This is a genomic window from Pseudomonas sp. YQ_5, from assembly GCF_043103305.1.
Taxonomy (GTDB): domain Bacteria; phylum Pseudomonadota; class Gammaproteobacteria; order Pseudomonadales; family Pseudomonadaceae; genus Aquipseudomonas; species Aquipseudomonas putida_Y.
The window spans coordinates 108,414-131,124 of record NZ_JBICJS010000055.1; the positions used below are offsets into that span (position 1 = coordinate 108,414).

The 22,711-nt window shown below is 60.7% G+C and carries 27 protein-coding genes and 1 pseudogene; 12 read left to right on the top strand and 16 right to left on the bottom strand.

Annotated features, from left to right (window positions below):
• Positions 1–28: 28 nt before the first annotated feature.
• Both ACF8EA_RS13025 and ACF8EA_RS13030 read left to right on the top strand, forming a co-directional pair.
• Positions 29–721, top strand: coding sequence for a DUF421 domain-containing protein (locus tag ACF8EA_RS13025; protein ID WP_392522240.1), 693 nt, complete (start codon positions 29–31; stop codon positions 719–721).
• A gap of 92 nt (positions 722–813) precedes the next feature.
• Complete coding sequence (locus ACF8EA_RS13030; protein ID WP_392522241.1) at positions 814–1,359, top strand: type 1 glutamine amidotransferase domain-containing protein; 546 nt, start codon at positions 814–816, stop codon at positions 1,357–1,359.
• 50 nt (positions 1,360–1,409) lie between these two features.
• On the opposite strand, the gene ACF8EA_RS13035 is transcribed toward ACF8EA_RS13030, so the two are convergent.
• Positions 1,410–1,934 carry a hypothetical protein gene (locus ACF8EA_RS13035; RefSeq protein WP_003254017.1) on the bottom strand — a complete coding sequence of 175 codons (525 nt, stop codon included), beginning with the start codon at positions 1,932–1,934 and terminating at the stop codon, positions 1,410–1,412.
• A gap of 194 nt (positions 1,935–2,128) precedes the next feature.
• Between ACF8EA_RS13035 and ACF8EA_RS13040 the strand changes: the two genes are divergently transcribed.
• The 3 genes and pseudogenes from ACF8EA_RS13040 to ACF8EA_RS13050 all read left to right on the top strand — a co-directional run bounded on the left by ACF8EA_RS13040 (position 2,129) and on the right by ACF8EA_RS13050 (position 3,539).
• Positions 2,129–2,986, top strand: coding sequence for an SDR family oxidoreductase (locus ACF8EA_RS13040; protein ID WP_392522242.1), 858 nt, complete (start codon positions 2,129–2,131; stop codon positions 2,984–2,986).
• Between the two features lie 37 nt (positions 2,987–3,023).
• Positions 3,024–3,155 (top strand): annotated as a pseudogene (locus ACF8EA_RS13045) (hemerythrin domain-containing protein); the annotation flags it as partial.
• A 126-nt stretch (positions 3,156–3,281) separates the two neighbouring features.
• Complete coding sequence (locus ACF8EA_RS13050; RefSeq protein ID WP_223271121.1) at positions 3,282–3,539, top strand: hypothetical protein; 258 nt, start codon at positions 3,282–3,284, stop codon at positions 3,537–3,539.
• On the opposite strand, the gene ACF8EA_RS13055 is transcribed toward ACF8EA_RS13050, so the two are convergent.
• Positions 3,481–4,422 (bottom strand): GlxA family transcriptional regulator, encoded by a 942-nt coding sequence (locus ACF8EA_RS13055; RefSeq protein ID WP_325950869.1) that lies wholly within the window; start codon positions 4,420–4,422, stop codon positions 3,481–3,483. The two genes, ACF8EA_RS13050 and ACF8EA_RS13055, sit on opposite strands and share 59 nt — an antisense overlap.
• A 109-nt stretch (positions 4,423–4,531) precedes the next feature.
• Here ACF8EA_RS13055 and ACF8EA_RS13060 point away from each other — a divergent pair, with 109 nt between their 5' ends.
• Together ACF8EA_RS13060 and ACF8EA_RS13065 are read left to right on the top strand one after the other, a co-directional pair.
• Complete coding sequence (locus tag ACF8EA_RS13060) at positions 4,532–5,329, top strand: SDR family oxidoreductase (RefSeq protein WP_021782276.1); 798 nt, start codon at positions 4,532–4,534, stop codon at positions 5,327–5,329.
• Between the two features lie 151 nt (positions 5,330–5,480).
• Positions 5,481–6,488 (top strand): zinc-binding alcohol dehydrogenase family protein, encoded by a 1,008-nt coding sequence (locus ACF8EA_RS13065; RefSeq protein WP_392522244.1) that lies wholly within the window; start codon positions 5,481–5,483, stop codon positions 6,486–6,488.
• Positions 6,489–6,607: 119 nt separating this feature from the next.
• Here ACF8EA_RS13065 and ACF8EA_RS13070 read toward each other — a convergent pair whose 3' ends face one another.
• Positions 6,608–6,781: a hypothetical protein gene (locus ACF8EA_RS13070; RefSeq protein ID WP_021782274.1), complete on the bottom strand. Its 174-nt coding sequence runs from the start codon at positions 6,779–6,781 to the stop codon at positions 6,608–6,610.
• 214 nt (positions 6,782–6,995) lie between these two features.
• On the opposite strand from ACF8EA_RS13070, the gene ACF8EA_RS13075 reads away from it, so the two are divergent.
• Genes ACF8EA_RS13075 through arsH form a run of 4 tightly spaced genes read left to right on the top strand, consistent with a single transcriptional unit; the run spans position 6,996 to position 9,862 of the window.
• Entirely contained in the window at positions 6,996–7,343 is a 348-nt protein-coding gene (locus ACF8EA_RS13075) for a metalloregulator ArsR/SmtB family transcription factor (RefSeq protein WP_021782273.1), read from the top strand.
• Between the two features lie 21 nt (positions 7,344–7,364).
• The gene (locus ACF8EA_RS13080; RefSeq protein WP_392522245.1) at positions 7,365–8,648 is read left to right on the top strand and encodes an arsenic transporter; all 1,284 of its coding nucleotides are present in this window, start codon (positions 7,365–7,367) and stop codon (positions 8,646–8,648) included.
• Positions 8,649–8,676: 28 nt separating this feature from the next.
• Positions 8,677–9,147 carry an arsenate reductase ArsC gene (locus ACF8EA_RS13085; protein ID WP_021782271.1) on the top strand — a complete coding sequence of 157 codons (471 nt, stop codon included), beginning with the start codon at positions 8,677–8,679 and terminating at the stop codon, positions 9,145–9,147.
• A gap of 13 nt (positions 9,148–9,160) precedes the next feature.
• Positions 9,161–9,862 (top strand): arsenical resistance protein ArsH, encoded by a 702-nt coding sequence (arsH, locus tag ACF8EA_RS13090; protein WP_103444544.1) that lies wholly within the window; start codon positions 9,161–9,163, stop codon positions 9,860–9,862.
• A gap of 12 nt (positions 9,863–9,874) precedes the next feature.
• On the opposite strand, the gene ACF8EA_RS13095 is transcribed toward arsH, so the two are convergent.
• The 12 genes from ACF8EA_RS13095 to ACF8EA_RS13150 all read right to left on the bottom strand — a co-directional run bounded on the left by ACF8EA_RS13095 (position 9,875) and on the right by ACF8EA_RS13150 (position 20,252).
• Positions 9,875–11,239, bottom strand: coding sequence for an ATP-binding protein (locus ACF8EA_RS13095; protein WP_021782269.1), 1,365 nt, complete (start codon positions 11,237–11,239; stop codon positions 9,875–9,877).
• On the bottom strand, positions 11,236–11,898 hold the full coding sequence (locus tag ACF8EA_RS13100; RefSeq protein WP_021782268.1) for a response regulator: 663 nt from the start codon (positions 11,896–11,898) through the stop codon (positions 11,236–11,238). Before ACF8EA_RS13100 ends, ACF8EA_RS13095 begins: the two co-directional genes overlap by 4 nt.
• 2 nt (positions 11,899–11,900) lie before the next feature.
• Positions 11,901–12,542: a hypothetical protein gene (locus ACF8EA_RS13105; protein WP_103444545.1), complete on the bottom strand. Its 642-nt coding sequence runs from the start codon at positions 12,540–12,542 to the stop codon at positions 11,901–11,903.
• Positions 12,539–13,345 carry an SDR family oxidoreductase gene (locus ACF8EA_RS13110; protein ID WP_103462402.1) on the bottom strand — a complete coding sequence of 269 codons (807 nt, stop codon included), beginning with the start codon at positions 13,343–13,345 and terminating at the stop codon, positions 12,539–12,541. Before ACF8EA_RS13110 ends, ACF8EA_RS13105 begins: the two co-directional genes overlap by 4 nt.
• Positions 13,332–14,012, bottom strand: coding sequence for a TenA family transcriptional regulator (locus tag ACF8EA_RS13115; RefSeq protein ID WP_103462401.1), 681 nt, complete (start codon positions 14,010–14,012; stop codon positions 13,332–13,334). The genes ACF8EA_RS13110 and ACF8EA_RS13115 overlap by 14 nt, the downstream gene beginning before the upstream one ends.
• 8 nt (positions 14,013–14,020) lie before the next feature.
• Entirely contained in the window at positions 14,021–15,490 is a 1,470-nt protein-coding gene (locus ACF8EA_RS13120) for an AMP-binding protein (protein ID WP_392522248.1), read from the bottom strand.
• Positions 15,480–16,160 (bottom strand): thermostable hemolysin, encoded by a 681-nt coding sequence (locus ACF8EA_RS13125; protein WP_028697243.1) that lies wholly within the window; start codon positions 16,158–16,160, stop codon positions 15,480–15,482. Before ACF8EA_RS13125 ends, ACF8EA_RS13120 begins: the two co-directional genes overlap by 11 nt.
• Before the next feature lie 116 nt (positions 16,161–16,276).
• The gene (xth, locus tag ACF8EA_RS13130; RefSeq protein ID WP_338444840.1) at positions 16,277–17,074 is read right to left on the bottom strand and encodes an exodeoxyribonuclease III; all 798 of its coding nucleotides are present in this window, start codon (positions 17,072–17,074) and stop codon (positions 16,277–16,279) included.
• The gene (locus ACF8EA_RS13135) at positions 17,071–17,313 is read right to left on the bottom strand and encodes a hypothetical protein (protein WP_021782260.1); all 243 of its coding nucleotides are present in this window, start codon (positions 17,311–17,313) and stop codon (positions 17,071–17,073) included. The genes xth and ACF8EA_RS13135 overlap by 4 nt, the downstream gene beginning before the upstream one ends.
• A gap of 65 nt (positions 17,314–17,378) precedes the next feature.
• Positions 17,379–17,636 carry a hypothetical protein gene (locus ACF8EA_RS13140; protein WP_021782259.1) on the bottom strand — a complete coding sequence of 86 codons (258 nt, stop codon included), beginning with the start codon at positions 17,634–17,636 and terminating at the stop codon, positions 17,379–17,381.
• A 128-nt stretch (positions 17,637–17,764) separates the two neighbouring features.
• A complete protein-coding gene (locus ACF8EA_RS13145; RefSeq protein WP_392522250.1) occupies positions 17,765–18,949 on the bottom strand; it encodes a M20 aminoacylase family protein in 1,185 nt (394 codons plus the stop codon).
• Position 18,950: 1 nt separating this feature from the next.
• The gene (locus ACF8EA_RS13150; RefSeq protein ID WP_392522252.1) at positions 18,951–20,252 is read right to left on the bottom strand and encodes an MFS transporter; all 1,302 of its coding nucleotides are present in this window, start codon (positions 20,250–20,252) and stop codon (positions 18,951–18,953) included.
• A 373-nt stretch (positions 20,253–20,625) separates the two neighbouring features.
• On the opposite strand from ACF8EA_RS13150, the gene ACF8EA_RS13155 reads away from it, so the two are divergent.
• Positions 20,626–21,756, top strand: a complete 1,131-nt coding sequence (locus tag ACF8EA_RS13155; RefSeq protein ID WP_392522253.1) for a porin — start codon at positions 20,626–20,628, stop codon at positions 21,754–21,756.
• On the opposite strand, the gene ACF8EA_RS13160 is transcribed toward ACF8EA_RS13155, so the two are convergent.
• The gene (locus ACF8EA_RS13160) at positions 21,733–22,671 is read right to left on the bottom strand and encodes a LysR family transcriptional regulator (protein WP_392522255.1); all 939 of its coding nucleotides are present in this window, start codon (positions 22,669–22,671) and stop codon (positions 21,733–21,735) included. The two genes, ACF8EA_RS13155 and ACF8EA_RS13160, sit on opposite strands and share 24 nt — an antisense overlap.
• Positions 22,672–22,711: the final 40 nt, after the last annotated feature.

A 22,711-nucleotide genomic window follows, 5' to 3' on the forward strand; every position in this document is an offset into this window, starting at 1 on the left:
GACAACGGCAGAAGGAAGGGTGGAACGAATGGTTTCGTTTGATCTGCAACGGATGCTGATAGGCGACTTCCCTTTTACCTTTCTGCTGGAAGTTGCTGTTCGTGTTTCTGCGGCCTTCCTGGCCGTGTTCTTTTTTCTGAAATTCAGTGGTCGGCGCGGTATCAGACAGCTGTCCCGGTTCGAGCTCGTGGTCATTCTCACTCTAGGCTCAGCAGCCGGCGATGTAACCTTTTATGAAGATGTACCGCTGCTGCCGGTGGCCTTGGTTTTCCTCACACTGTTCATGCTTTACCGAGGAACGGTCTACCTCATGAGGCGAAACAGAACCTGCGAGGCCTGGATCGACGGGCTGCCAGTCACGGTAGTGAAAGATGGCATGTACGAAATCCATTCGCTGCGTCACATGAACATTTCACCGAATGAGCTGTTCATGGAGCTACGCCAGCAAGGTGTCGAGCACCTGGGCCAGGTTCGACTGGGCCTTCTGGAAACCGATGGCGACCTCAGTTTGTATTTCTACAACCAGCAAGACACACGTCCCGGCCTCTCAGTGCTGCCGTTCGAGCATCGCCCAGAGTACAGATCACCGCCCGGCGCCGGGCTGCATTGCTGCGTGGACTGCGGTTTTCCGGCCTACCATGAGCCTCACGACACCCTGGCGTGTTCACGTTGCGGTCATACGGTCTGGTCGCCTGCATTGGATACCGTGCGCAACCGTTAGCCTGTTCTCCCCATACCGCCAAGCATCGAGCAGGAACTTTGCTCGCTGTTTGCAGGCCCTTATGAAAGGCCTATCAGCACGAGGAGAGAATGATGAGTGCACAATTGAACGGCAAGCGCGTGGCCTTTCTGGTCACCGATGGCTTTGAACAGGTGGAACTGACCGGCCCGCGTGAAGCGTTGGAAAACAGCGGCGCAGTGGTCGATATCCTGAGCGAGAAAGAAGGCACGGTACGTGGCTGGAACCATGACGAACCCGCCGACGCGTTCAGCGTGGATGCGACTTTCGACAGTGCGCAGCTTGATCTCTACGATGCCCTGGTGCTGCCCGGCGGTGTGCAGAATTCGGACACGATTCGCTTGATTCCCGGCGCGCAGAAGCTGGTTAAAAGCCACGATGCGGCCGGCAAGCCGCTGGCGGTCATCTGCCATGGCGCGTGGTTGCTGATATCGAGCGGGTTGGCCAAAGGCAAGCGAATGACCAGCTACAAAACCTTGCAAGATGACATTCGTAATGCGGGCGGTACGTGGCTGGATAAACCAGTGGTGGTCGATGGCAACCTCATCACCAGCCGCCAGCCGGATGACATCCCCGCCTTCAATGAGCAGTTGATCAAGGCATTGGCAGGCTGGGCCTGATTCTCTTCAGCGCGTGCTGGTCGCCCATGGCACCGACCAGCTCGCGCTGATCACGCCAGCTGGATGAAAACCGAATAGCTGCCCAGCAAAACCCAGAAGCACAGGAAAATCCAGGGCGTGCGCAAGGAAAACAGCAGCGATTTACGGTGCCCTGCCTGAGAGGTCTCGGCCTCGCAGAACAGCGGCGACTCGTCATAGGCCAGGCCCATCATCGGCTCGCTGCGCAGCAGGTGGCTCTGCTTCATCTGCCAGTGCTCGATAATCCGGAAGGCCGCGCGGATGCCAGGCCAGGCGTTCAGTGTACTGAGCACGCCGAGCAGTGCGAGAAAAGCCGGGACCATCAGGGTGAACATTTCGCCCCAGCTTTGGTTCAGGTTACCCATCGATGACACGTAGGCGATCACCAGGAACGACTGGGCCGCAAGATAAGCGTCGGTACGGTTGGCCAGGATGGTGGTCTCATACTGAATTTCGCGTCGATAGAAATCCAGCCGCTCCTTGGGCGTACCGAACATCCTCTCGTTCGTCTGATCGATCTCATGTTCCGGCGTGGAAGGCGTGATGATTCGAGGCACTGCAGGCTCCTTGATAACGTGGGCCTCACCCATGCCAGCAAGTCCCGTCAGCGGTAGAGCCAGGCGGAGGGTAAAAATTCACTGGAAGTGGGTGCACCAACCGCTCGTCGCTCAGCACGAAGATCCACTTCAACACTGGCCTGGCGCGCCTTTCGAACGGGAATGAGCGTTCCAACCCTGCAGGAGCTTCCAGCATGAGCGACTACCCTACCCCTCCATTCCCATCCCAACCGCAAAGCGTTCCCGGTTCCCAGCGCAAGATGGATCCGTATCCGGACTGCGGTGAGCAGAGCTACACCGGCAACAATCGCCTCGCAGGCAAGATCGCCTTGATAACCGGTGCTGACAGCGGCATCGGCCGTGCGGTAGCGATTGCCTATGCCCGGGAAGGCGCTGACGTTGCCATTGCCTATCTAAATGAACACGACGATGCGCAGGAAACCGCGCGCTGGGTCAAAGCGGCTGGCCGCCAGTGCCTGCTGCTGCCCGGCGACCTGGCACAGAAACAGCATTGCCATGACATCGTCGACAAGACCTTGGCGCAGTTTGGTCGCATCGATATCCTGGTCAACAATGCCGCGTTCCAGATGGCCCATGAAAGCCTGGACGACATTGACGACGATGAATGGGTAAAGACCTTCGATACCAACATCACCGCCATTTTCCGCATTTGCCAACGCGCTTTGCCCTCGATGCCAAAAGGCGGCTCGATCATCAACACCAGCTCGGTCAACTCTGACGACCCGTCACCCAGCTTGTTGGCCTATGCGGCCACCAAAGGGGCCATTGCCAATTTCACTGCAGGCCTTGCGCAATTGCTGGGCAAGCAGGGCATTCGCGTCAATAGCGTCGCACCCGGCCCGATCTGGACACCGCTGATACCGGCCACCATGCCTGATGAGGCGGTGAGAAATTTCGGTTCCGGTTACCCGATGGGGCGGCCGGGTCAACCTGTCGAGGTGGCGCCAATCTATGTCTTGCTGGGGTCCGATGAAGCCAGCTACATCTCGGGTTCGCGCTACGCCGTGACAGGGGGCAAACCTATTCTGTGAACGTGCTGCCGGGGCCTGCTGACGCGGGCCTCGGTGCCACATTGAGGAAGAGGAAGAAGAGCTCTTCCCCACCGCGAAAAAGCTGCTCGGAAAAGACCGACTGGACGAGCTGGGGCTCGCCATGCAAGCCCAGAAAAAACTGCTGAAGGGTGAGCAACGGGCCGCGTGAATCAAAGGCGCCAGGCCAGGTCGGGCACGATCGACCCAGCCTGGCGCCATGGGTTAATGTTTGGGACTCGCTTCGATGGAGAGCTGGATCGACTTGCTGGAGTGGCCGGCCATGCTGGTCACGGTGGTGGCAGCCTGGTGCATCGGGTCGCACCGTCCAGGACGGCGCATGGTGGGCTTCTGCTGTTTTATCGCCAGCAACATACTGTGGTCAGTCTGGGGGTGGCATGCCCAGGCCTGGGCTTTGATTGTGCTGCAGCTTGTGTTGTGCGTCATGAACCTGAGGGGATGGCGCAAGAATAAAAGCGCTTCAACGAAAGCGCAGGTCACACTTGCCGAGCATCCCTTCGCACCGCCTGAGGAGGGACGCCAAACCCACGGATGAACACCTCGCGCATGTGCCGGCGGTCCCTGAACCCGGTTTCCTTGGCCACCACCTCCAGGCTGTGCCGGCTCTGCTCGATCATCAGCCGGGCAGCCTCGAGCCGCAGGCCCTCGATGGCCTTGGCGGGTGATTGCCCGGTCTCGGCAGTGAATACACGGGTGAACTGCCGAGGGCTCAGGTGCGCCACCTGGGCCAGCTCTTCCACGCTCAATGGGCGGCTGAGGTGACCGCGCGCGTAATCCAGCGCGCTCTGGATACGGTCAGTCCTGGGCGACAGCGACAACAGTTCGGAGTGTTGCGACTGCCCACCAGAACGGCGTTGATGCATGACCATCTTGTGCGCCACCGACCTGGCTATCTCGTTGCCCAGATCCTTTTCCACCATGCCCAGGGCCATGTCCAGGGCGGCGGTCATGCCGGCGGACGTCCATATCGACCCATCGACGATGAAGATCCGGTCTTCCTCGACGTCGATTTCCGGGTGCAACTCACGCAACTTGTTCGCGTAGGCCCAGTGGGTTGTAGCACGCCGCCCATCCAGCACCCCGGCCTGTGCCAGTACGAAACAGCCGGTGCAAAGACCCGCAGTGCGCCGCGCAGCGTCGACGAAGCCCCGCACGCTGGCCAGCACCTCTTCACCAGGCGGTGTCAACGGCGTCAGCGTACCCGTCACCATCCAGGTGTCAGCCAGACCAGGGGCGGCCAGAGGCAGCGTCTCGACAGACATCCCCAACGAGGAGCGCACCGTGCCGCCACCGACAGAAAAGTTCTCGAGCCTGTAAACCGCTTTGCCGGCGACGATGTTGGCAAACTCGAACACGGTTTGCGTTGCCAGGGACATGATCTGAAAGCCTTCGGTTAACAAATAGCCAACCCGGTGCATGGTTGAACCCCACTTAGCAATGTCCTGAAACACTACCATATACGTCCTTTAAGACAATAACCGTCTTCTGCATCATGGCTCCACCCACTCAAAGCAACGGAGTATCACCATGGCACAGGCATTCAAAGGCACCGCGCTTGTCACCGGCGCTTCCACCGGCATCGGTTCGCTCTACGCAGAGCAGTTGGCACGCCGCGGTTATGACTTGGTACTGGTGGCCCGCAACCGGGAACGCCTTAACGCATTGGCGGGCCGGCTCACCACCGAAACCCAGCAGAATGTGGAAGTGTTCCCGGCCGACCTGGCCAATACAGATGACCTTGCCAAGGTAGAACGCAAACTGCGCGAAGATGCCAGCATCAGCATGCTGGTGAACAACGCCGGCATCGGCACCCATACCAGCCTGCTGGAAAGCGATGTCGAGCGCATGGCCGAAATGATCAGCCTGAACGTGACCGCCCTCACCCGCCTGACCTATGCGGCTGTACCCGGTTTTGTGGCGCGTGAGCGGGGGGCGATCATCAATATCTCATCCATCGTCAGCCTGGCGCCAGAACTGCTCAACGGCGTCTACGGCGGCAGCAAGGCGTACGTCACTGCGTTCACCCAGTCCTTGAACAAGGAGCTGACGGGCAAGGGGGTGCAGGTGCAGGCGGTACTGCCCGGGGCCACCGCCACTGATTTCTGGCAAATCGGCGGCTTACCGGTCGAAAACCTCGACCCCGGCATCGTGATGTCGGCCCAGGACTTGGTGGACGGTGCGCTGCAGGACTTCGACAACGGGGTGCTGATCTCCTTGCCGTCAATGCAAGATCTGCAAGCCTTCGACCAATACGAAGCTGCCCGCCAGGCCTTGTTCGGCCAATTATCCAGCAACCAGCTTGCACCGCGGTACAGCGCCAGCTGACGGTTGCGCGTGAGGCGCTTACACTTGGTAACGAGCGCCTCACACCATTTTCACTGAAGGAGGGAAAGTCTTGCGCTATTTGGCCAGTTTATCGCCTTAATCGAAACGACTAGCCTGAGCTCACTTTTCCCCTACCCAAGAGGTTGCGCCAATGAAGGCTGTCGTTTACACCCAACCCGGTTTGCCGATCCAGGACCCGCAGTCGTTGTATGACGCGCAGTTGCCCGAACCCAAGCCGGGAGCCCGGGATCTGCTGGTCGAGGTAAAGGCCATTGCTGTCAACCCGGTCGACACGAAAATCCGCGCGAGCCGCGGCGGTGAGCAACCACAGGTTCTCGGCTGGGATGCGGTTGGCGTTGTTCGCGAGGTTGGGCCAGAGGTCACGTTGTTCCAACCTGGCGATGAGGTTTTCTACGCCGGTGCCATCGACCGTGCTGGCAGCTACAGTGAGCGCCATGTGGTGGACGAGCGTATCGTCGGACGCAAGCCCCGCAGCCTGGACAACGCCAGTGCCGCAGCCCTGCCCCTTACTTCCATCACTGCATGGGAGCTACTGTTCGACCGCCTGGGTATTGAGGAAAACGGGGGCCAGGGCCAAAGCCTTCTGGTGATCGGAGCCGCCGGCGGGGTGGGCTCGATCCTGGTCCAGCTCGCCAGCAAACTCACACAGCTGGTTGTCATCGGCACCGCTTCAAGGCCTGAAACCCAAGCCTGGGTCAAGGAGCTGGGGGCGCATCATGTCATCGATCACACCAAACCGATCCCCCATCAACTGGAAGCGCTGAAGCTGAACCCGGTCGATCATGTAATCAGCCTGACCCATACCGACACCTACCTCCCCCAACTGGTCGAAGTGCTTCGTCCACAAGGCAAGCTCGCGCTGATCGACGACCCGGCACAACTGGATGTCATGCCGCTCAAGCGCAAATCCCTTTCCCTGCACTGGGAGCTCATGTTCACCCGTTCGCTGTACCAGACCGAGGACATGATCAAGCAGCATCAACTACTCGATCGCATTTCACAGCTGGTGGATGATGGGGTACTCAAGACTACCCTCGGCGAGCACTACGGCACCATCAACGCCGAGCACCTCAAACGCGCTCACGCCTTGATCGAGAGCGGGAAAGCACGCGGCAAGATTGTTCTGGAAGGTTTCTGATCGCGTTCCGGTTCCGAGGCAAGGCTCAGCTTTCATGACCACCCCGTACTCCGCTTCGCGAATGCACAAGCCGTGAACCATTACCTGAAAGGAACGTTTCACGGCGGGTGCCGGCATTCTCAAGGCTTTGCAGTGCGCCCTTTTTTCCATTGCGCCCTGGAGACACCTTCAGAGTAACCGGTGACACCGATCGCTACCTGCTGAATGCGGCCGCCATGCTGAAGGAAGGCCTCGACCTGCTCGCAGATGCGCACATGGGCTTTTTGGGCCGCGTTGGGGTACGTCTGGGACATGTTGGCCTCTCGGTTATGAGCCACTGAACGACAGTCACCCGAGCAGGCACTATACACCCTGCATTGCCGTCAGGGCCTGAAGCCTGCCAAAACCCTGCTTTTGTCGACCGGAGGGGCCATGGCCATGCTGGGCTGCATGTGCCCACGCCCAAGAATGCTTGCCTGTACATATGGTAATACGTATATTCGGTTTTCCATATGTTCAGGCGCCCCCATGATCACTCCGCCCGATGTCTTCAAGAGCCTCTCTGACGAAACCCGCGCTCGCGCCACCCTGCTTATCGCCAGCCTGGGCGAACTGTGCGTCTGCGAACTGATGTGCGCGCTGGACGACAGCCAGCCCAAGATCAGTCGCCATCTGGCACAACTGCGCAGCAATGGCATGCTGCTGGACCGCCGTCAGGGCCAGTGGGTGTATTACCGCTTGAATCCGGAGCTGCCTTCCTGGGTTCACGAGATGCTGCAGGTCACCTTGCAAGCCAATTCGCAATGGCTGGCAGACAACGCCCTTCGGCTGAAGAACATGGACGGCCGCCCCGTTCGTGATTCGGCCTGCTGCTGATCATCACCAAGCGAGATATTCATGCTGCCCGCCATTGCTGTCTTTGTGTTCACCCTCATATTGGTCATCTGGCAGCCCAGGGGGCTCGGGGTTGGCTGGAGCGCCGCGCTAGGCGCCCTCATTGCCCTGGCTACAGGCGTAGTTTCGCTGCATGACATCCCTGCCGTATGGGCCATTGTCTGGAACGCCACCGCCACGTTCATCGCGATCATCATCATCAGCTTGCTGCTGGATGAGGCAGGTTTCTTCGAATGGGCCGCATTGCATGTGGCGCGCTGGGCAAACGGCGGCGGCTACCGCCTGTTCGCCTTCTGCGTACTGCTCGGCGCCGCTGTATCGGCCCTGTTCGCCAACGACGGTGCGGCGCTGATCCTCACCCCCATCGTCATGTCGATGCTGCTCGCGCTGCGCTTCTCACCTGCTGCGACACTGGCCTTTGTCATGGCAGCAGGCTTCATTGCCGACACGGCAAGCCTGCCGCTGGTGGTCTCCAACCTGGTCAACATCGTCTCGGCCGACTACTTCGGCCTGGGCTTCGCCGAATACGCATCGGTGATGGTGCCGGTGAATATCGCCAGCGTGGCGACCACCCTGCTGGTGCTTTTTCTGTTTTTCCGTCGTGATATCCCCAAGCAGTACGCGCTCGATGCGCTGAAGGCGCCGAGCGAGGCAATTCATGACCACGCCACCTTCAAAGTCGGTTGGTGGGTGCTGCTGGTGTTGCTTGCAGGCCTGTTCGTACTGGAACCTCTGGGCGTCCCGATCAGTGCGGTGGCCGCCGTCTGCGCCGCAATCCTCTTTGCCGTGGCCGCTCGCGGTCACCGCATCTCAACCCGTCGTGTGCTGCGGGAAGCGCCGTGGCAGGTGGTGATCTTTTCTCTGGGCATGTATCTGGTGGTGTACGGCCTGAAGAACGCCGGCCTTACGGACATGCTCACCCATCTGCTGGACTGGCTTGCCGGGCAGGGACTGTGGAGCGCGGCCATTGGCACCGGGTTGATCTCCGCGCTGCTGTCCTCAGTCATGAACAACATGCCCAGCGTGCTGATTGGCGCATTGTCGATCCAGGCCAGCGGCGCAGACGGCCTGGTACGTGAGGCGATGATCTACGCCAATGTCATCGGCTGCGACCTTGGCCCGAAGATCACCCCGATCGGCAGCCTCGCCACGCTGCTTTGGCTGCATGTGCTGGCGCGTAAAGGCATGCGCATCACCTGGGGTTACTACTTCAAGGTCGGCCTGCTGCTCACGGTACCGGTTTTGCTGATCACCCTTTCTGCTCTGGCACTGCGCCTAAGCCTCTGACGTTCGCCACCCAGCGGAGGAGCCCTCCATGCGAGTCCTGTTCATGTGCACGGCCAACAGCTGCCGCAGCATCCTTTCCGAAGCAATGTTCAACCACCTGGCACCGCCCGGTTTCGAGGCAGTCAGCTCTGGCAGCTTCCCCAAGGGCCAGGTGTTGCCACGCAGCCTGAGCACGTTGCAGCAGGCCAATATCTCGACCAAGGGCCTGAGCAGCAAAGGCAACGATGCGTTCGAGGGCAACCCGCCAGACATCGTCATCACCGTCTGCGACAAGGCCGCGGGCGAAGCCTGCCCGGTGTATTTCGGCCCTGCGCTGAAGTCGCATTGGGGGCTGGAAGACCCGTCCGATGTCGTGGGTGACGAAGCTTCGGTCGATGCGGCTTTCCGCGCCACACTGGCCCGCATCGAATCTCGCTGCCAGGCCTTCTTCGCACTGCCGTTCGATCAACTCGACCGCGCGCAGCTCAAGCACGCGCTGGATCGCATCGGCTCGCTTTGAACAGGAAAAATACATGTCCGAGCAACTGCCTAACCTCGACCTCACGCTGTTCGACCTGCCGCCTTCGGCAACCCCGACCAGCGAACACAAACCACGTATCCTGCTGCTGTACGGGTCTACCCGAGAACGCTCCTTCAGTCGCTTGCTGGTAGAAGAAGCCGCACGCCTACTGGAGCACCTCGGTGCCGAAACCCGCACCTTCGACCCGTCGGGCCTGCCGCTGCCTGACGATGTACCCGTGGAGCATCCCAAAGTGCAGGAGCTGCGTGACCTGGTGCAGTGGTCAGAAGGCCAGGTGTGGTGCTCGCCGGAGCGCCATGGGGCGATGTCGGCGGTGTTCAAGGCACAGATTGACTGGATTCCCTTGGCGCTGGGTGCGCTGCGTCCCACCCAAGGCAAGACCCTGGCCGTGATGCAGGTGTGCGGCGGCTCGCAGTCGTTCAACGTGGTCAACCAGTTGCGCGTGCTGGGCCGCTGGATGCGGATGTTCACCATCCCGAACCAGTCTTCGGTTCCCAAGGCTTATCTGGAGTTCGACGACGCCGGACGGATGAAGCCTTCGCCCTACTACGATCGGGTGGTTGATGTCATGGAGGAGCTGGTGAAGTTCACCGTCCTGCTACGCGACCGTCAGGCATTCCTGGTGGACCGATATTCAGAACGCAAGGAAAGCGCCGAGCAGCTATCTGAGCGGGTCAATCAGCGATCAATCTGAAGCAACCTCGGTTCAAGACAGTGGAAACGACAGGGTAGCGGCCAGCCCGCCAGCCGATCTGTTTTCAAGACGTACCTGCCCACCCATGCGGCCGATGATGGTCGCGACGATGGAGAGCCCGAGGCCAGCACCATTTGGGCTATTGCGGCTATAAAAGCGTTCGAATACACGGGACAGGCTCTCCTCATCGATACCCGTCCCTTCATCCTCGACGACCAGTTCGACGCTGCTGTCCAGGCGCCGCAGTGACACGGCTATGCGCCCACCAGGCGGTGAGTGTTCTACCGCGTTGGACACAAGGTTCTGTAGCGCAATGCCCAGCGCGCCAGCGTCGATCTGCAGGTGGTGGTCCCCTTCGTCGATGTCCAGCGAAGGTTCCAGGCCACGGTCCAGTATCCATGGCGCCAGTTCAGCCAGGGTTTCGGTGACGACCTCGGCAAGGTCGACCCGGGTGCTGGCTCGCTGCCCCAGTTTTGGCTCAACGCGGGCCAATGTCAGCAACTGGTTGACCACCCGTGTCAGCCGATCGACCCCGCCCACAAGAAAGCCCAGGGCTTTCTCGCGCTCGGCATCATTGCTGGCGGCCAGCGCGTTCTGCGCGTGCAGCCGCAGTACGGCCAGAGGCGTACGCATTTCGTGGGCAGCATCGGCAATGAAGCGATGTTCACGTCGCAGCAGATCGTCGATCTGCGCCAGCAGGCGATTGATGGCCGCCTGCATGGGCTCCAGTTCAGTGGGAAGCGGTACCAGTTGCAGCGGCTCCAGCGAATCGGCATGGCGCCTGCGGATGACATTGGCCATGTTCTGCAGTGGCCGTAGCCCCCAGCCGATCGCAGCCCACACCAACAGTGCCAATGCCAGGCTGCCAAGCAGGAACGGGAACAGCGTGTGGCGAACGATGCGGTCGATCAGGTCGTAGCGCACATCATCACGCTCACCCACCCAGATAAGCCAGTGTTTTTCCGGCACCGGCAAAACGAAACCGCGCCATTGTTCACCACCACTGGAAAAGTCGTAGAACCCTGGAGCAGTGGGTGGTGGGTCAATTGACGGCGCACTGGGTGTATGTACCAGCAATGCCATGCCTTCACCCCAGACCTGGAACGCCAGCTTGCTTTCGTAAGGGTGGCCCACCTGGTGCCGCCCCGCTTTGCCCAAGGCATCGTTGAAGGCCTGATACAGCGCCTCACGCGAGCCCTCTTGTACCGGCATGCTCATTACACCTTGCAGCAAACGCGCATTCTGGGCCAGGTGCGCGTCATACACCTCGTTAATTTCGTGGCTGCTGTCATGGTAGTTATAGAGCGCGAGCAGGCCGGTGCCGAGTAGCAGCAAGAGCATCACACGCCACAGCGTACGCTGGCGTAGCGAGCTCATGCCTTGACCTCGACCAGATAGCCAATGCCGCGCACCGTGCGAATCAGGCCGTTGAACAGTTTCTTGCGCAGGTGGTAGATGTTCACCTCCAGCGTGTTGCTCTCCGGCTCTTCATCCCAGCCATACAGCAGTTGAGTCAGGCGTTCACGCGTGAATACCTTGCCGGGATGTGCCAGCAATTCATGCAACAGCACATACTCTTTGGGGGTGAGCACAACTTCGACGCCATTGTAGTGCACTTGCTGGGTGGCTGGGTCCAGGCTGACCCCGGCATGCTCGATCAGCACCTTGGCGCGCCCGACGCTGCGCCGCAGCAAGGCGCGCAAGCGCGCCTTGAGCTCGTTGAGGTCGAAAGGCTTGACCAGGTAATCATCGGCGCCGGCATCCAGGCCGGCAATGCGATCATCGAGAGCATCCCGCGCGGTGAGGATCAGCACCGGCAAGCTGTCGCCGCCGGCGCGTAATCGCCTGAGTAGCTCGATGCCATCCATACGGGGCAATCCAAGATCCAGGATCAGCAGGTCGAAGGTCTCGTGTTGCAGCGCATGCAAGCCGCTGACACCGTCACACAACCAGTCGAGGGTGTACCCCTCCTGGCGTAAGCCGTCGCAGATCCCCTCCCCCAGTGCAATGTCATCCTCAACCAGCAACAGCCGCATGTTCAGTCCTGTTTGTCCTTGATGGCCTTGAGTAAAGCATCGATATCGGCACGCCGGCCCTGGTCAGCCAACTCACGCCCCGGCCGGGGCGGTGCCTGCAAGGCTTTCTGCAGGGCTGCGGTAGCTTCAGGGTAGCGCTTCTGCCGATACAGATGATCAGCCCAGAAATAGTTGCTGTCGATACCGTTGGGGTTGATCTGCAAGGCTTTGCGCAGCATCTTGTCGGCCATTTCGGTATCACCGAAACCGATAGGCCAGCCTGGCACCTGATCATACAGCGTACCCAGGCTGGTGTAGGCCGAACCTTGCAGCGCGTTGGGCTCCAGCTTCATGGCCTGCTCCAGGCTGGCTTTCGCCGCCTTGACCTTGCCCAGTGCACTGAGGCCACCCGTCGCCCCCGCCCAACTGCTGTTGATGATGCCCTCCCAGATCAAGGGTTCAGGTGTGCCGGGATACTGATGAACAAATGTTGCTGCATCGCCTGCCAGCTTTTCGAAGGCGTCGGCACGCTTGTCCTTGGGCATTTGGTACTGAATCTGCGCCCAGCGCTGCTGCAAATCGCTCAGGCGCTGGCTGCCTGCCTGGTCCAAAGCCCAGGTGAAGGGTGCGAATGCCAGCAAGCTGGCAATGAACAGACGCTTCATTTGTTCGACTCCTTGGAATGGCTGCCGATATAGCGGCGAATGACAGGCAGTTGCTTGCGCAGTGCGCGATCGACCATGCCCGGCAACATGCCGTTGATACGCACGAAGAGCTTTTCCGGCCACCCCAGATAAAGCTCGGTGCGCTCGGATTGCACCGCCTGAAGCACAGCACGAGCGACGTCCGCAGGGTCGTCCATGCCAACTTTCAGCGCTTGATTGAGCGCAGTCGCGGCGCTGCTGTTCATCGTTGTACGGGTTGCCCTTGGGGCGGCATACAGCACGTTCACCGTGGTATCGGCCAACTCGCGGCGCAGCGCTTCCGAAAAACCACGCAGCGCAAACTTGCTGGCGCAGTAGGTGGCGTAGCCGGGGTAGCCGATCGACCCATAGGTCGACCCGACATTCACCACCAACGCCTTGGGCTGAGCGCGCAGCAACGGCAGGCAGGCGCGTGTCAGCTGCAAGGGCGCCTTCAGGTTGATGTCCAATAGCTCGTCCAGCGCATGCTCATCCAGCTGGTCGAGCAGAGCGAAGCGATTCACGCCAGCCGCGTTGATCAGCACATTGACAGCCCCCATCTCGCGTGCCCGCTCGATGACGTGTTCGCGTCCTGACTGGCTGCGCAGGTCGGCTTCCTGCCAGCGCAGACGATCAGGGTACCGGTTCATCAGGCCAGCCAGCTTGCCCATATGCCGGCTGACCGCCAACACCTGGGCACCGGCAGCGCAGAGCTGTTCAGCCAGTTCCAGGCCTATGCCCCCACTGGCGCCGGTGAGGATCACCACGGACTCAGCCAAACGCATGGTGCACCTCTTGCTGCCCGGCACGCGGCAAGCCCTGGAACATCTCGGTATACAAGCGGTAGACGACCTTGGCCGCGTGGAGGACGGCCTGCTGGTCACCGGCATCGTCGAGGCGGTCCATCAACTGTTTGTAGGTCACCATGTGGTCCTGATCGAGCGCACCGTGCGAGCTAAGGTAGCTGAACGCCTGGTCAGGCAGTGCCAATGTGTTCTGGATAACGCCCGCCGCCTGGGTGGCCAGGGCGATGCTGGTGCCTTCGAGCACGTTGACCATGCCGAACAACCCGACCGGGTTGCCGCGTGCGATCAAGTCGTACAGGTAGGCAACCATCAGCTCGATGGATTGCACCGGCTGGCCATCGCGCACGGCCTCCCAGTCACCGCCGCACGCTTTGATGTCGTTGAGGATCCACTGTTCGTGGCCGTATTCCTCCTCGATGTATTCGCAGACCGCGCCGCGCAGCCACTCCAGCCGTAGCGGCAATCGTGCCCCACAGGCCATCATCAGCGGCACGGTATGGCGCACATGGTAATAAGCCTGAGTCAGGAACGCGACGTAGCTGTCCAGGCTGACCTGGCCGGCCAGGGCCTCGCGGATCACCGGTACGGCGAACAGCGCCTGACGCTCTTGGGCGGTTTGTACTTGCAGGGTGTCGAAAAAGGACATTGTGAACCTCACAACGAGATGTCGGATAACAGGGTGTGGTAACGCTGCAAGATCGCCTCACGTCGCGGGCGGCCATTGGCAGTCAAGGTTTCGTCAAGCGTGCTCAGAGGCACAGGTAAACGGCGCCAGGCGTGCACCCGGGCGTAATCGGGCAACCGCGCGTTGCATTGCTGTACGGCCTGTTCGATGGCCTCGTCGCTGATGCCGGGATCCAGGGGCCAGAGCAAGGCAAGGTTGTTTGGCAGGGCTTCGCCATGCACGAAAGCCTGGGCGATCACGCCACTTTGGCTCAGCTCGGCTTCCACCCACTCCGGGTTGACGTTGCGCCCGAAGCTGGTAATGAACTGGTGCTTCTTGCGGCCATCCAGATACAGGTAGCCCTCCTCATCGAGGTGGCCTACATCGCCTGTTGCCCACCACTGCCCGGTTACAGGCGGCTCTCCCAGGTAGCCCAGCAATATCGAGCCGGCCACCAGAACTTCGCCATCCTCGGCGATGCGCACCTGCACATGCGGCAACGGCTTGCCAACGCTCCCCGGGCGTACAGCCCCTGTGCGGTTGAGCGCCACTACCGAGGCGCACTCGGACAAGCCGTAACCTTCGAACACCGGCAAACCGACCGCCTCGGCCCGCGCGAGCAGGCTTGGCGATACCCGAGCACCGCCTACCGCCACCAAACGCAGTGGGCCGACCCGCATCAGGCCACGCTCGATCGCTGTCACCAACCCCATCAGCAGCTGCGGCACCAGGATCAGGCTCTGCGCACCACTGAGGGCGATTGCGCCCAGCAGGCGCTTGAAGTCGACCTGGCTTGCCCCTCCCATCCCCAACTGCTGCTGTGGATAGAGCTGCACACAAGCGCCAGCCATGAGCGCAGCGTAGACGCCCAGGTTTTCCAGCAAAACGCCCAGTGGCAGTACCGCCAGGTATCGCTGCGGCTCGGCTGGGCGGCTGGCGGCCTCCAGCTCATGCGCCACACGCAGCATGGTTTCAGCGCTCAGGCACACGCCTTTGGGCGTACCGGTGCTACCGGAGGTGTAAGTGATCTTGGCAGTGCCCTCAGGCAGCGCCGGGGCGACAACACGGTCACGCAGCCAGACATTAGCTGTTGCCTGCCGGTCAAAGCCAAGCGCAGTGAGCTGATCAGCCCACTGCGCCTCGCACACGACCGTTGTCACTCCGCTTTGCTGCAAGCAGTGCTGGAACTGGGCTGCGCTGAAAAACGACGGCACTATCACACTGGCACGTTCAGCGAACAGCGCCGCCAGATCCCAGAATAGCGCTTCGGGCCCGTTATCCAGCACCACGGCGAAGGTTCCCGCAGGTTGGTTGCGCAGGCTGGCCGCGCGAGATTCGACTTCGTCAAGCAGTTGCTGGTAGGTGTAACGCTGCGCATCTCCCTGGACGGCCACGGCGTCAGGATGTTCCACCCCGTGCTGGCGCAACAGTGCCTTAAAGGCAGTCAGTTCATGCCGCATGGCCGGTCTCCAGGGCTAACATGGGAAACCCAAGCCGCTCGAACATGCCCGCCTGTTTCAGGGCATCGAAGCCAAAGCCTATGTTGCCGGCAAATACCTGTGGTCGCTGGTCGTAGTAGGTCCCCCACTGGTCCACTTGGCCCTGCATGCGAGCAGGATCCGCTGAGGCCAGAACAGTGGGCACCAGCCCCAGTCGCCGGAAACTGTTGAACAGTGTCGCGGCGCCCGTGAATGCCACCCACTCCAAACCGCGCATGGCCAGCAACCACGTAACGGCGATGATCATTATTCGAGCGCTGCCGGCGCTGAGCGAGGCCAGGTTGCCTACTTCTACCATGCAGTTGCGATCCGGTGAGGCACCGGTTACCCGTGAAACAGCAGATTCCAGAGGCTCGTCCAGATACCGCTCAAGGAAGAGCGGCCCTTCGCTGGCCGGTCGCATGCCTGCCGCCGCGATCAGGCGACCGTGGCTACCCTGCAAGGCAAGCAGTTCCGGCAGGTAATGCTGCACATCCGCCTGGTGCACGCTGGCAAAGCGCTCGTGGATGAAGTGCTCCAGCTCGCCGCGCCCTTGATCGTCGCTGAGGTGAAGAGAAAGATGCGCCTGATGATCGGCATGGCTACCGATGGGTAACGGAAGCAAACTGTGCCATTGATGAGACTGAGTCATGAAATATCCCCGCCTGGGTGCGACGGAGGGAATTATCAGGGCCGAATCTGAATGCAATCTGAAGTCGACTACCGTCGAAGCGCATCAGCCAGGCATTCGTTCATGTGCTGGATTGACTATGACCGAGCACGACGCGTACCCAGCTCGATCCAGACGGGTGCATGGTCGCTGGCCTTGGCCTCGTTACGCACCCACGCATCGACACCCGCCCGTTTCAGATAAGGCGCAAGCTCGGGGTTGAGCAACAGATGATCGATTCGCAACCCGGCATTGCGCGCCCAGTGGTTACGGAAATAGTCCCAGAAGGTGTAGACACGCTCGTCCGGGTACAGATGGCGTATGGCATCGAGCCAGCCCTGGTCAAGCAGTCGTTGGTAACACGCTCGCGACTCAGGTTGCAGCAATGCGTCCTTCATCCAGGAACGCGGGTTATAGATGTCCATGTCAGTGGGCACGACATTGAAATCCCCTGCCAGCAGCGTGGGGTGGCCACTTTCATAGAGGCTGCGTGCATGCTTGATCAGGCATTCGAACCAGTGCAGCTTGTAATCGAACTTGGGCCCGGGCTGCGGGTTGCCGTTCGGCACGTAGAGGCACGCGACCAATACCCCGTGTGCCGCAGCTTCCAGATAGCGGCTCTGGCCGTCCTCTTCCATGCCGGGCAAGCCGCGGCGAACCTCAAGCGGATCGCTGCCCCGCACCAGAATGGCCACGCCGTTCCATGACGGTTGCCCATGATGAAGGCTGCCATAGCCTGCCGCCTCAAGCTCCGCACGAGGGAACTGCTGATCGGCCGCCTTCAGCTCCTGCAGGCAGGCGATGTCAGGTTGCTCCCGTTCCAGCCAGGCCAAGAGCGCCGGCAGACGGCTGCGGATGCCATTGATGTTGAAGGTGGCAATCTTCAGCGCTTTCATGCGTCCGGGTCACTCACATGGGCCTGCACGGCATCTTCCAGCGCGCGGATATGCGCTTCATCGGCCAGCGCCTTGAGCGCCAACCAGTCGTCCCAGTCGATGGCACCGTCGTCGCGCAGGGCCTCGGCAGTGCGGAGCAGTTCATGGTGGTAGGCATCCGGTGACTCGCGCCGGTAACTGATGTCGTCGTACTGGGCGTACCAGGCTTCAAGCTCGGGAATGTTGCGTTCGATGCTCATGAAAGCGTCCTCGCCGTACCCTTTGCTTGTCAGAACCCGGGCACAGCGCGACGTTCAATCAGGTGTCACTGAAAGTAATGGGGATACAGTGCCATGTCGCTCTCCAGTTTGTCCGCATCGGCTGCCCTCTTGCGCACTTCGGCATAAAAAAGCTGGCACTGGTTCTGAAACCTTGTGAAATCGCGGTTGGCGGTTTCAATGGCACTGCTCAGGTCGATGCCCTCAAGGCCTTCGACAAGCCGCTGTGACAAGGTATACGCCTGCCAGCAGGCTTCAACCTGCTGCAGCCCCTTTGCAAGGTTCTCGGTGTCGATAGTCGCCATTGCAGCACCCTCTTTGGACCGAGCATGGTCCGTCGGTGTGAATCGCCAGAGCGACGATATCGGGATGAAGCCTGTAACGACGCGCTTCGGCTGAGAGCGTAGACCATTCCAGCGCAGATGACGCAGGGTCAACGCAGATAGTCCTGAACCCACTTCACCCAACAATCAGCGCCAATCTTCACCAACGCATCATTGAAATCGTAGTGGGGGTTATGCACCGAGCAACCATGGAACTCGCCCGTGCCATTGCCCAGCATGAAGTAACAGCCAGGCCGCGCCTGCAACATGTAGGCAAAGTCTTCGGTGCCCATGACCTTCTTCGGCATCTTGTCCAGCAGCGCGCCGTCGGCGAACAACGGCCTCAGGCTTTCACGCAGCAACGCACTTTCGTCATCGCTGTTGCACAAGGCGGGCGCCAGTTGGGTGAATTGCACGTCGATCTCCACGCCAAAGCTTTCAGCGTGCCCCTTGGCCAGGGCGTCAATGCGGCTGTTGATCTTCTGCTGGGTCTGGGCCGTGTCGGTGCGCACGCTCAGCAACATGCAGGCCTCGTCAGGGATGATGTTGTAGACAGTGCCGGCCTGGATCATGCCGATGCTGATCACGGCGTAGTCCTCGACGCTGAGGTTGCGCGACTTGATAGTCTGTATGCCACTGATCAGGCTGTTCAACGCCATCACCGGGTCTACCGACAGTTCCGGCATCGCCCCATGCCCGCCTTTGCCGGTAATCCGAATGCTGACACGCTCGGAGGACGCCATGGTGGGCCCCGCCTGCACCACGCAAGTGCCCACCGGCAGGCCGGGCATGTTATGCAGCGCATACACCGAGTCGCACGGGAAGCGCTCGAACAGGCCGTCGTCGATCATCGCCTTGGCCCCTGTCAGGCCTTCCTCGTCGGGCTGGAATATCACGTTCAACGTACCGTTGAACTGGCGTGTAGTCGCCAGTTGCGCAGCGGCTGCCAGCAGGATCGCGGTATGCCCGTCATGGCCACAGGCATGCATGCGGCCGGGGATCTTGCTGGCATGCGCAAACGCATTCTTCTCGCCCATGGGCAGTGCGTCCATGTCTGCACGCAAACCGATGCTGCGCGGGCTGTCCCCCACTTTCAGCACGCCGACCACACCATGCCCGCCCACATTGCGATGCACTTCGTAGCCCAAAGCTTGCAGCTTGTCGGCTACCAGGGCCGCCGTATCCGGGGTGTCGCCGCCAATTTCCGGCGCAGCGTGGATCTGCCGGCGCAGCATGACGAACTGTTCCAGCTCGGCGGCTGAGCCCGGTGTTTGATTGCTCTGCAAAATACCCATATCACTCGCATCCTTTGTTTTCGGGGAAGTACCTGAGGCAGGCCAGGCTTACAACACCGCCGGCCAGCAAAAAGTAGGCAGGCGCCAACGGCGTGCCCAGCGCTGCAATCAACCAGGTGGCCACCAACGGCGAAAAGCCACCGAACAAGGTCACACCCAGGCTGTAGCTGACCGAGGTGCCGAAGGACCGCTTGGCTTTCGGAAAGCCCTCCATGATCAGCGCGAAGAACGCACCGGCACCGATACAGGTCGGCAAGATCAGGATCGCCACGCTCATCATGGCCAGGCCCATGTGCTGCACGTGCCCAAGCAGATAGAACACTGGCAGGGTCAACACCACCGGCGCGGCGACCGTCCACACCAGCAGGCGTTTTCTGAGCTGATACTTGTCGGCGAATTTGCCGGCCAACGGGCAGATGACTGCCATGCAGCCGCTACTGATACAGGCAATCGCCATGGCGCTGCCGGGCGGGTAATGCAAAGCCGTGGTCAGGTAGGTCGGCATGTAGAACACGAACAGGTACATGCCAATGGTCGAGCTGGCCATCAGACCGATGCCTTGGGCGATGCGTTTGAGCAGCTCGGCATCCAGCCCCTGCTCCCCCTTCTGCGCCGGTACGGCCTCATGGGTTTCCGGCAAACGCGTGCGTATATACCAACCGACCGGCCCAATCAGCAGGCCAAAAATGAACGGTATGCGCCATCCCCAGCTTTCCAGCGCCGCGGGGTCGAGCAACTGGCTGAGGGCCAGGCCAAAGCCGGCCCCCACCAAGGCGGCATAGCCCTGGCTGGCGGCCTGCCAGCTGACGCTCTGGCAGCGATTGCCGACCGCACTGGATTCCATCAGGAACACTGACGCGGTACCGACCTCCCCGCCAGCCGACATGCCCTGGATGAGCCGGCCGGTCACCAGCAACAGCGTGGCGAAAATCCCGATCTGTGAATACGTGGGCGCAAAGGCAATCATTGCGGTGCCCAGGGTCATCAGCCCGATGGTCAGGCTCAATGCTGCCTTGCGTCCATGCCGGTCAGCATAGCGACCGATAACCATCGCCCCGACCGGGCGCATCAGGAAACCGACGCCAAAGGTGGCCAGCGACATCAACAATGACGCCATTGCCGAGTCGGAGGGAAAGAAATGCTTGCCGATCAGTACAGCGAAGAAGCTGTAGATCGTGAAGTCGTACATTTCCAGCGCATTGCCCAGCGAGCAGGCGATCAAGGTTTTACGGGAGGACGATACCTGCGCGGCTGAATGCGCACCTTTTTGCAGGCTCGGCGATGTGGGTAGCGGTCTGATCATTGTTATCTCCGTTGGCAAATCGCGGCGTGCAGCGAATATCAGCCAATCGGGCACTCAATACACTTGCGCTTTCGGCATGTGCCTAACCAATGGTTAATTACCCGGAACGATCGTTGGCCAAAATGCCCTGAGCTGGCGCACCGTTCGCCCTCGCTCCGCGCGCGGCCCCAAAAACGCCCACAAACCAGCATCCGTAGCGCAGCGTTGACGCTGTTACGAAGCCCTTCTAAAACGGATGCGCTCGCCAATCCACACGCCGCGCCAGCCCCTGATTAACCAAACGGCATGACCTGACCGAATAAGCAATCACGCTGCAACGTTCTGTTCACCGACGCTAAAGCCACCACATCACCGTGCTGGCCTGGAGTCGTGAATGAACACTCGCACTACGTCGTTGCTGTTGATGATCCAAGGGGTTTGCCTTGCTGCGCAGGCACAGGCAGAGGGTTTTCCGACGCTCGCGCGGATTGCGCCGGGTTTCGGTCACTACGGAGTTGATTACGGCTTCGATGACACGCTCAAGGTGTACGGCACCGTGGATGCATTCGCCAGCTATCACGATTCGCAGCACCACACGGGTTTCAAGCTGGCCGGTGGCGGCGCCTGGACCAACAAGCTCGGGCTGTACGCGCGCAAGGGGCTTGGCCCCGATACCGTCGTGGAACTTGACGTCGAGGAGGGCTTCAACCTCAATGGCAAGGCCCTGGAGGGCACCTGGGACACCGTCGGTAACCTGCGCCTGGCAACAGTCGCCCTACGCTCGCGCACCCTGGGCAAGCTCGAGTTCGGCAAGACCTACAGCATGGGCACGCCCACCTATGCCGACCCGTTCCTGGCCACCTATGGCTCGCCTTACACCTACCTGGCCCTGCCTGCCGCCGGCAAGGGCGCCTTCTACCTTGACCTGCGCCCCAAGCACACCCTGGCCTACACCAGCCCGACCCTCAGCGGCTTCAGCCTCGGTACCGCGCTAAGCTTCGGCTTCGACGATGCCGCCAGCTCGGGGCGCACCGTGCGTGGCGGTGGCGCCCGGCTGCAATACCGCAACAGCCGGGTGATGTTGCTGGCCTCCTACAACCGGTACTACAGCGACCCATGGGACGATGGTGGTGTCTCACGCCAGACCGTCAACGACTTCAAGAGCATGTCGGCGTTCTACGATTTCGGCCCGCTGGCCACCAGCCTCACCTGGCAACGTCAGGACGTGGACCAGGCCGGCACGCCCAGCACCACGCTGTACACATTCGGCATGATGGCGCCGGTGGGCGAACTGGACGTGCTGCGCCTGGCGGTGATGCAACGCCAGGTCAGCGCCCGCGACAAGGACGCGTGGGGTGTGATGATCGGCTATGACCACTTCATCAACCCCCGCTGGGCCATTTATGGACGCCTCGGTATGATCGCCAACCAGCGCGCCTCGTCGGTCACCTACGCCGGCACCCCGGTGGACCAGGCTGGCGATAACCCGAGCAACATCTCGCTAGGCATGTACTACCACTTCTGAAACCACGGGGCGGGTCTGCTTGAGCACCTGCCCGCGCAAGCTGTGGAACAGCTCCTGGGCAGGCGCCGTAAGGCTGTGGCGGTCAATGCAGACCAGGTTGATGGGGTAATCCGGAATCAACTCCTGCACCGCCATGGCTACGAACTCGCAATCGATACCGTAGGTAAACCCTTGGTCCACTGCCAGTTCGCTGATGGTCATCAACGATTCAGTGTTCTTCAACAGCTTCAGCGCCATCATCACTGACGTGCATTCAACGGTGTTCTGTGGCACCCGAAGGCCGTTGACTTCGAACAATTGGTGAAACTGCGAAGCCTGATCGGACAACTCGTCCAGGCTGATCCAAGGGGCGTATTGCAAGGTGCGCAGTGACTGGCTGAACTTCTGCCGATTCGACGCATGGCAAATCACCGTGCCCTTGATACTGCCCAGTGCCTCCCAGTCCAGGCTCAGCCGACTCAGCGGTTGCTGCGAAGTAATGGCAAAGTCCAGGCTGCCATCGCGCAAGCGCTGCAGGATCTGACTTGGGCGCAAGTCGGTGATGGTGATCTTCACCCGCGGGTACTTGCGCCGAAAGGCCAGAATGCTTTCATCGACGCCATCGAGCATCGCCGTCAACGACGTAACCCCGATCGACACGGCGCCCAGCGCCGCATCCTGAATGCTCGCCGCTTCGATCTGCAGGCGACGTATGCTCTCTACCACGAGGTTGGCATGGCGGATGACACGCTTGCCTTCCTCGGTAAGGGCCATGCCTTTGTGCGACCGCTGCAACAAGGTAAACCCCACCTCTCGCTCCAGCTCCTTGATCGAACGGCTCAGTGCGGGCTGAGTAATGTGCATGAGCTTGGAGGCTTCGAGGATGCTGCCTGCGTTATGAATGGCGACCAGCGCCCTGAGTTGGTGAAGTTTCAACCGTTTGTACCTTGTTTTTAGCGGCCGGTGCGAAAGGTGT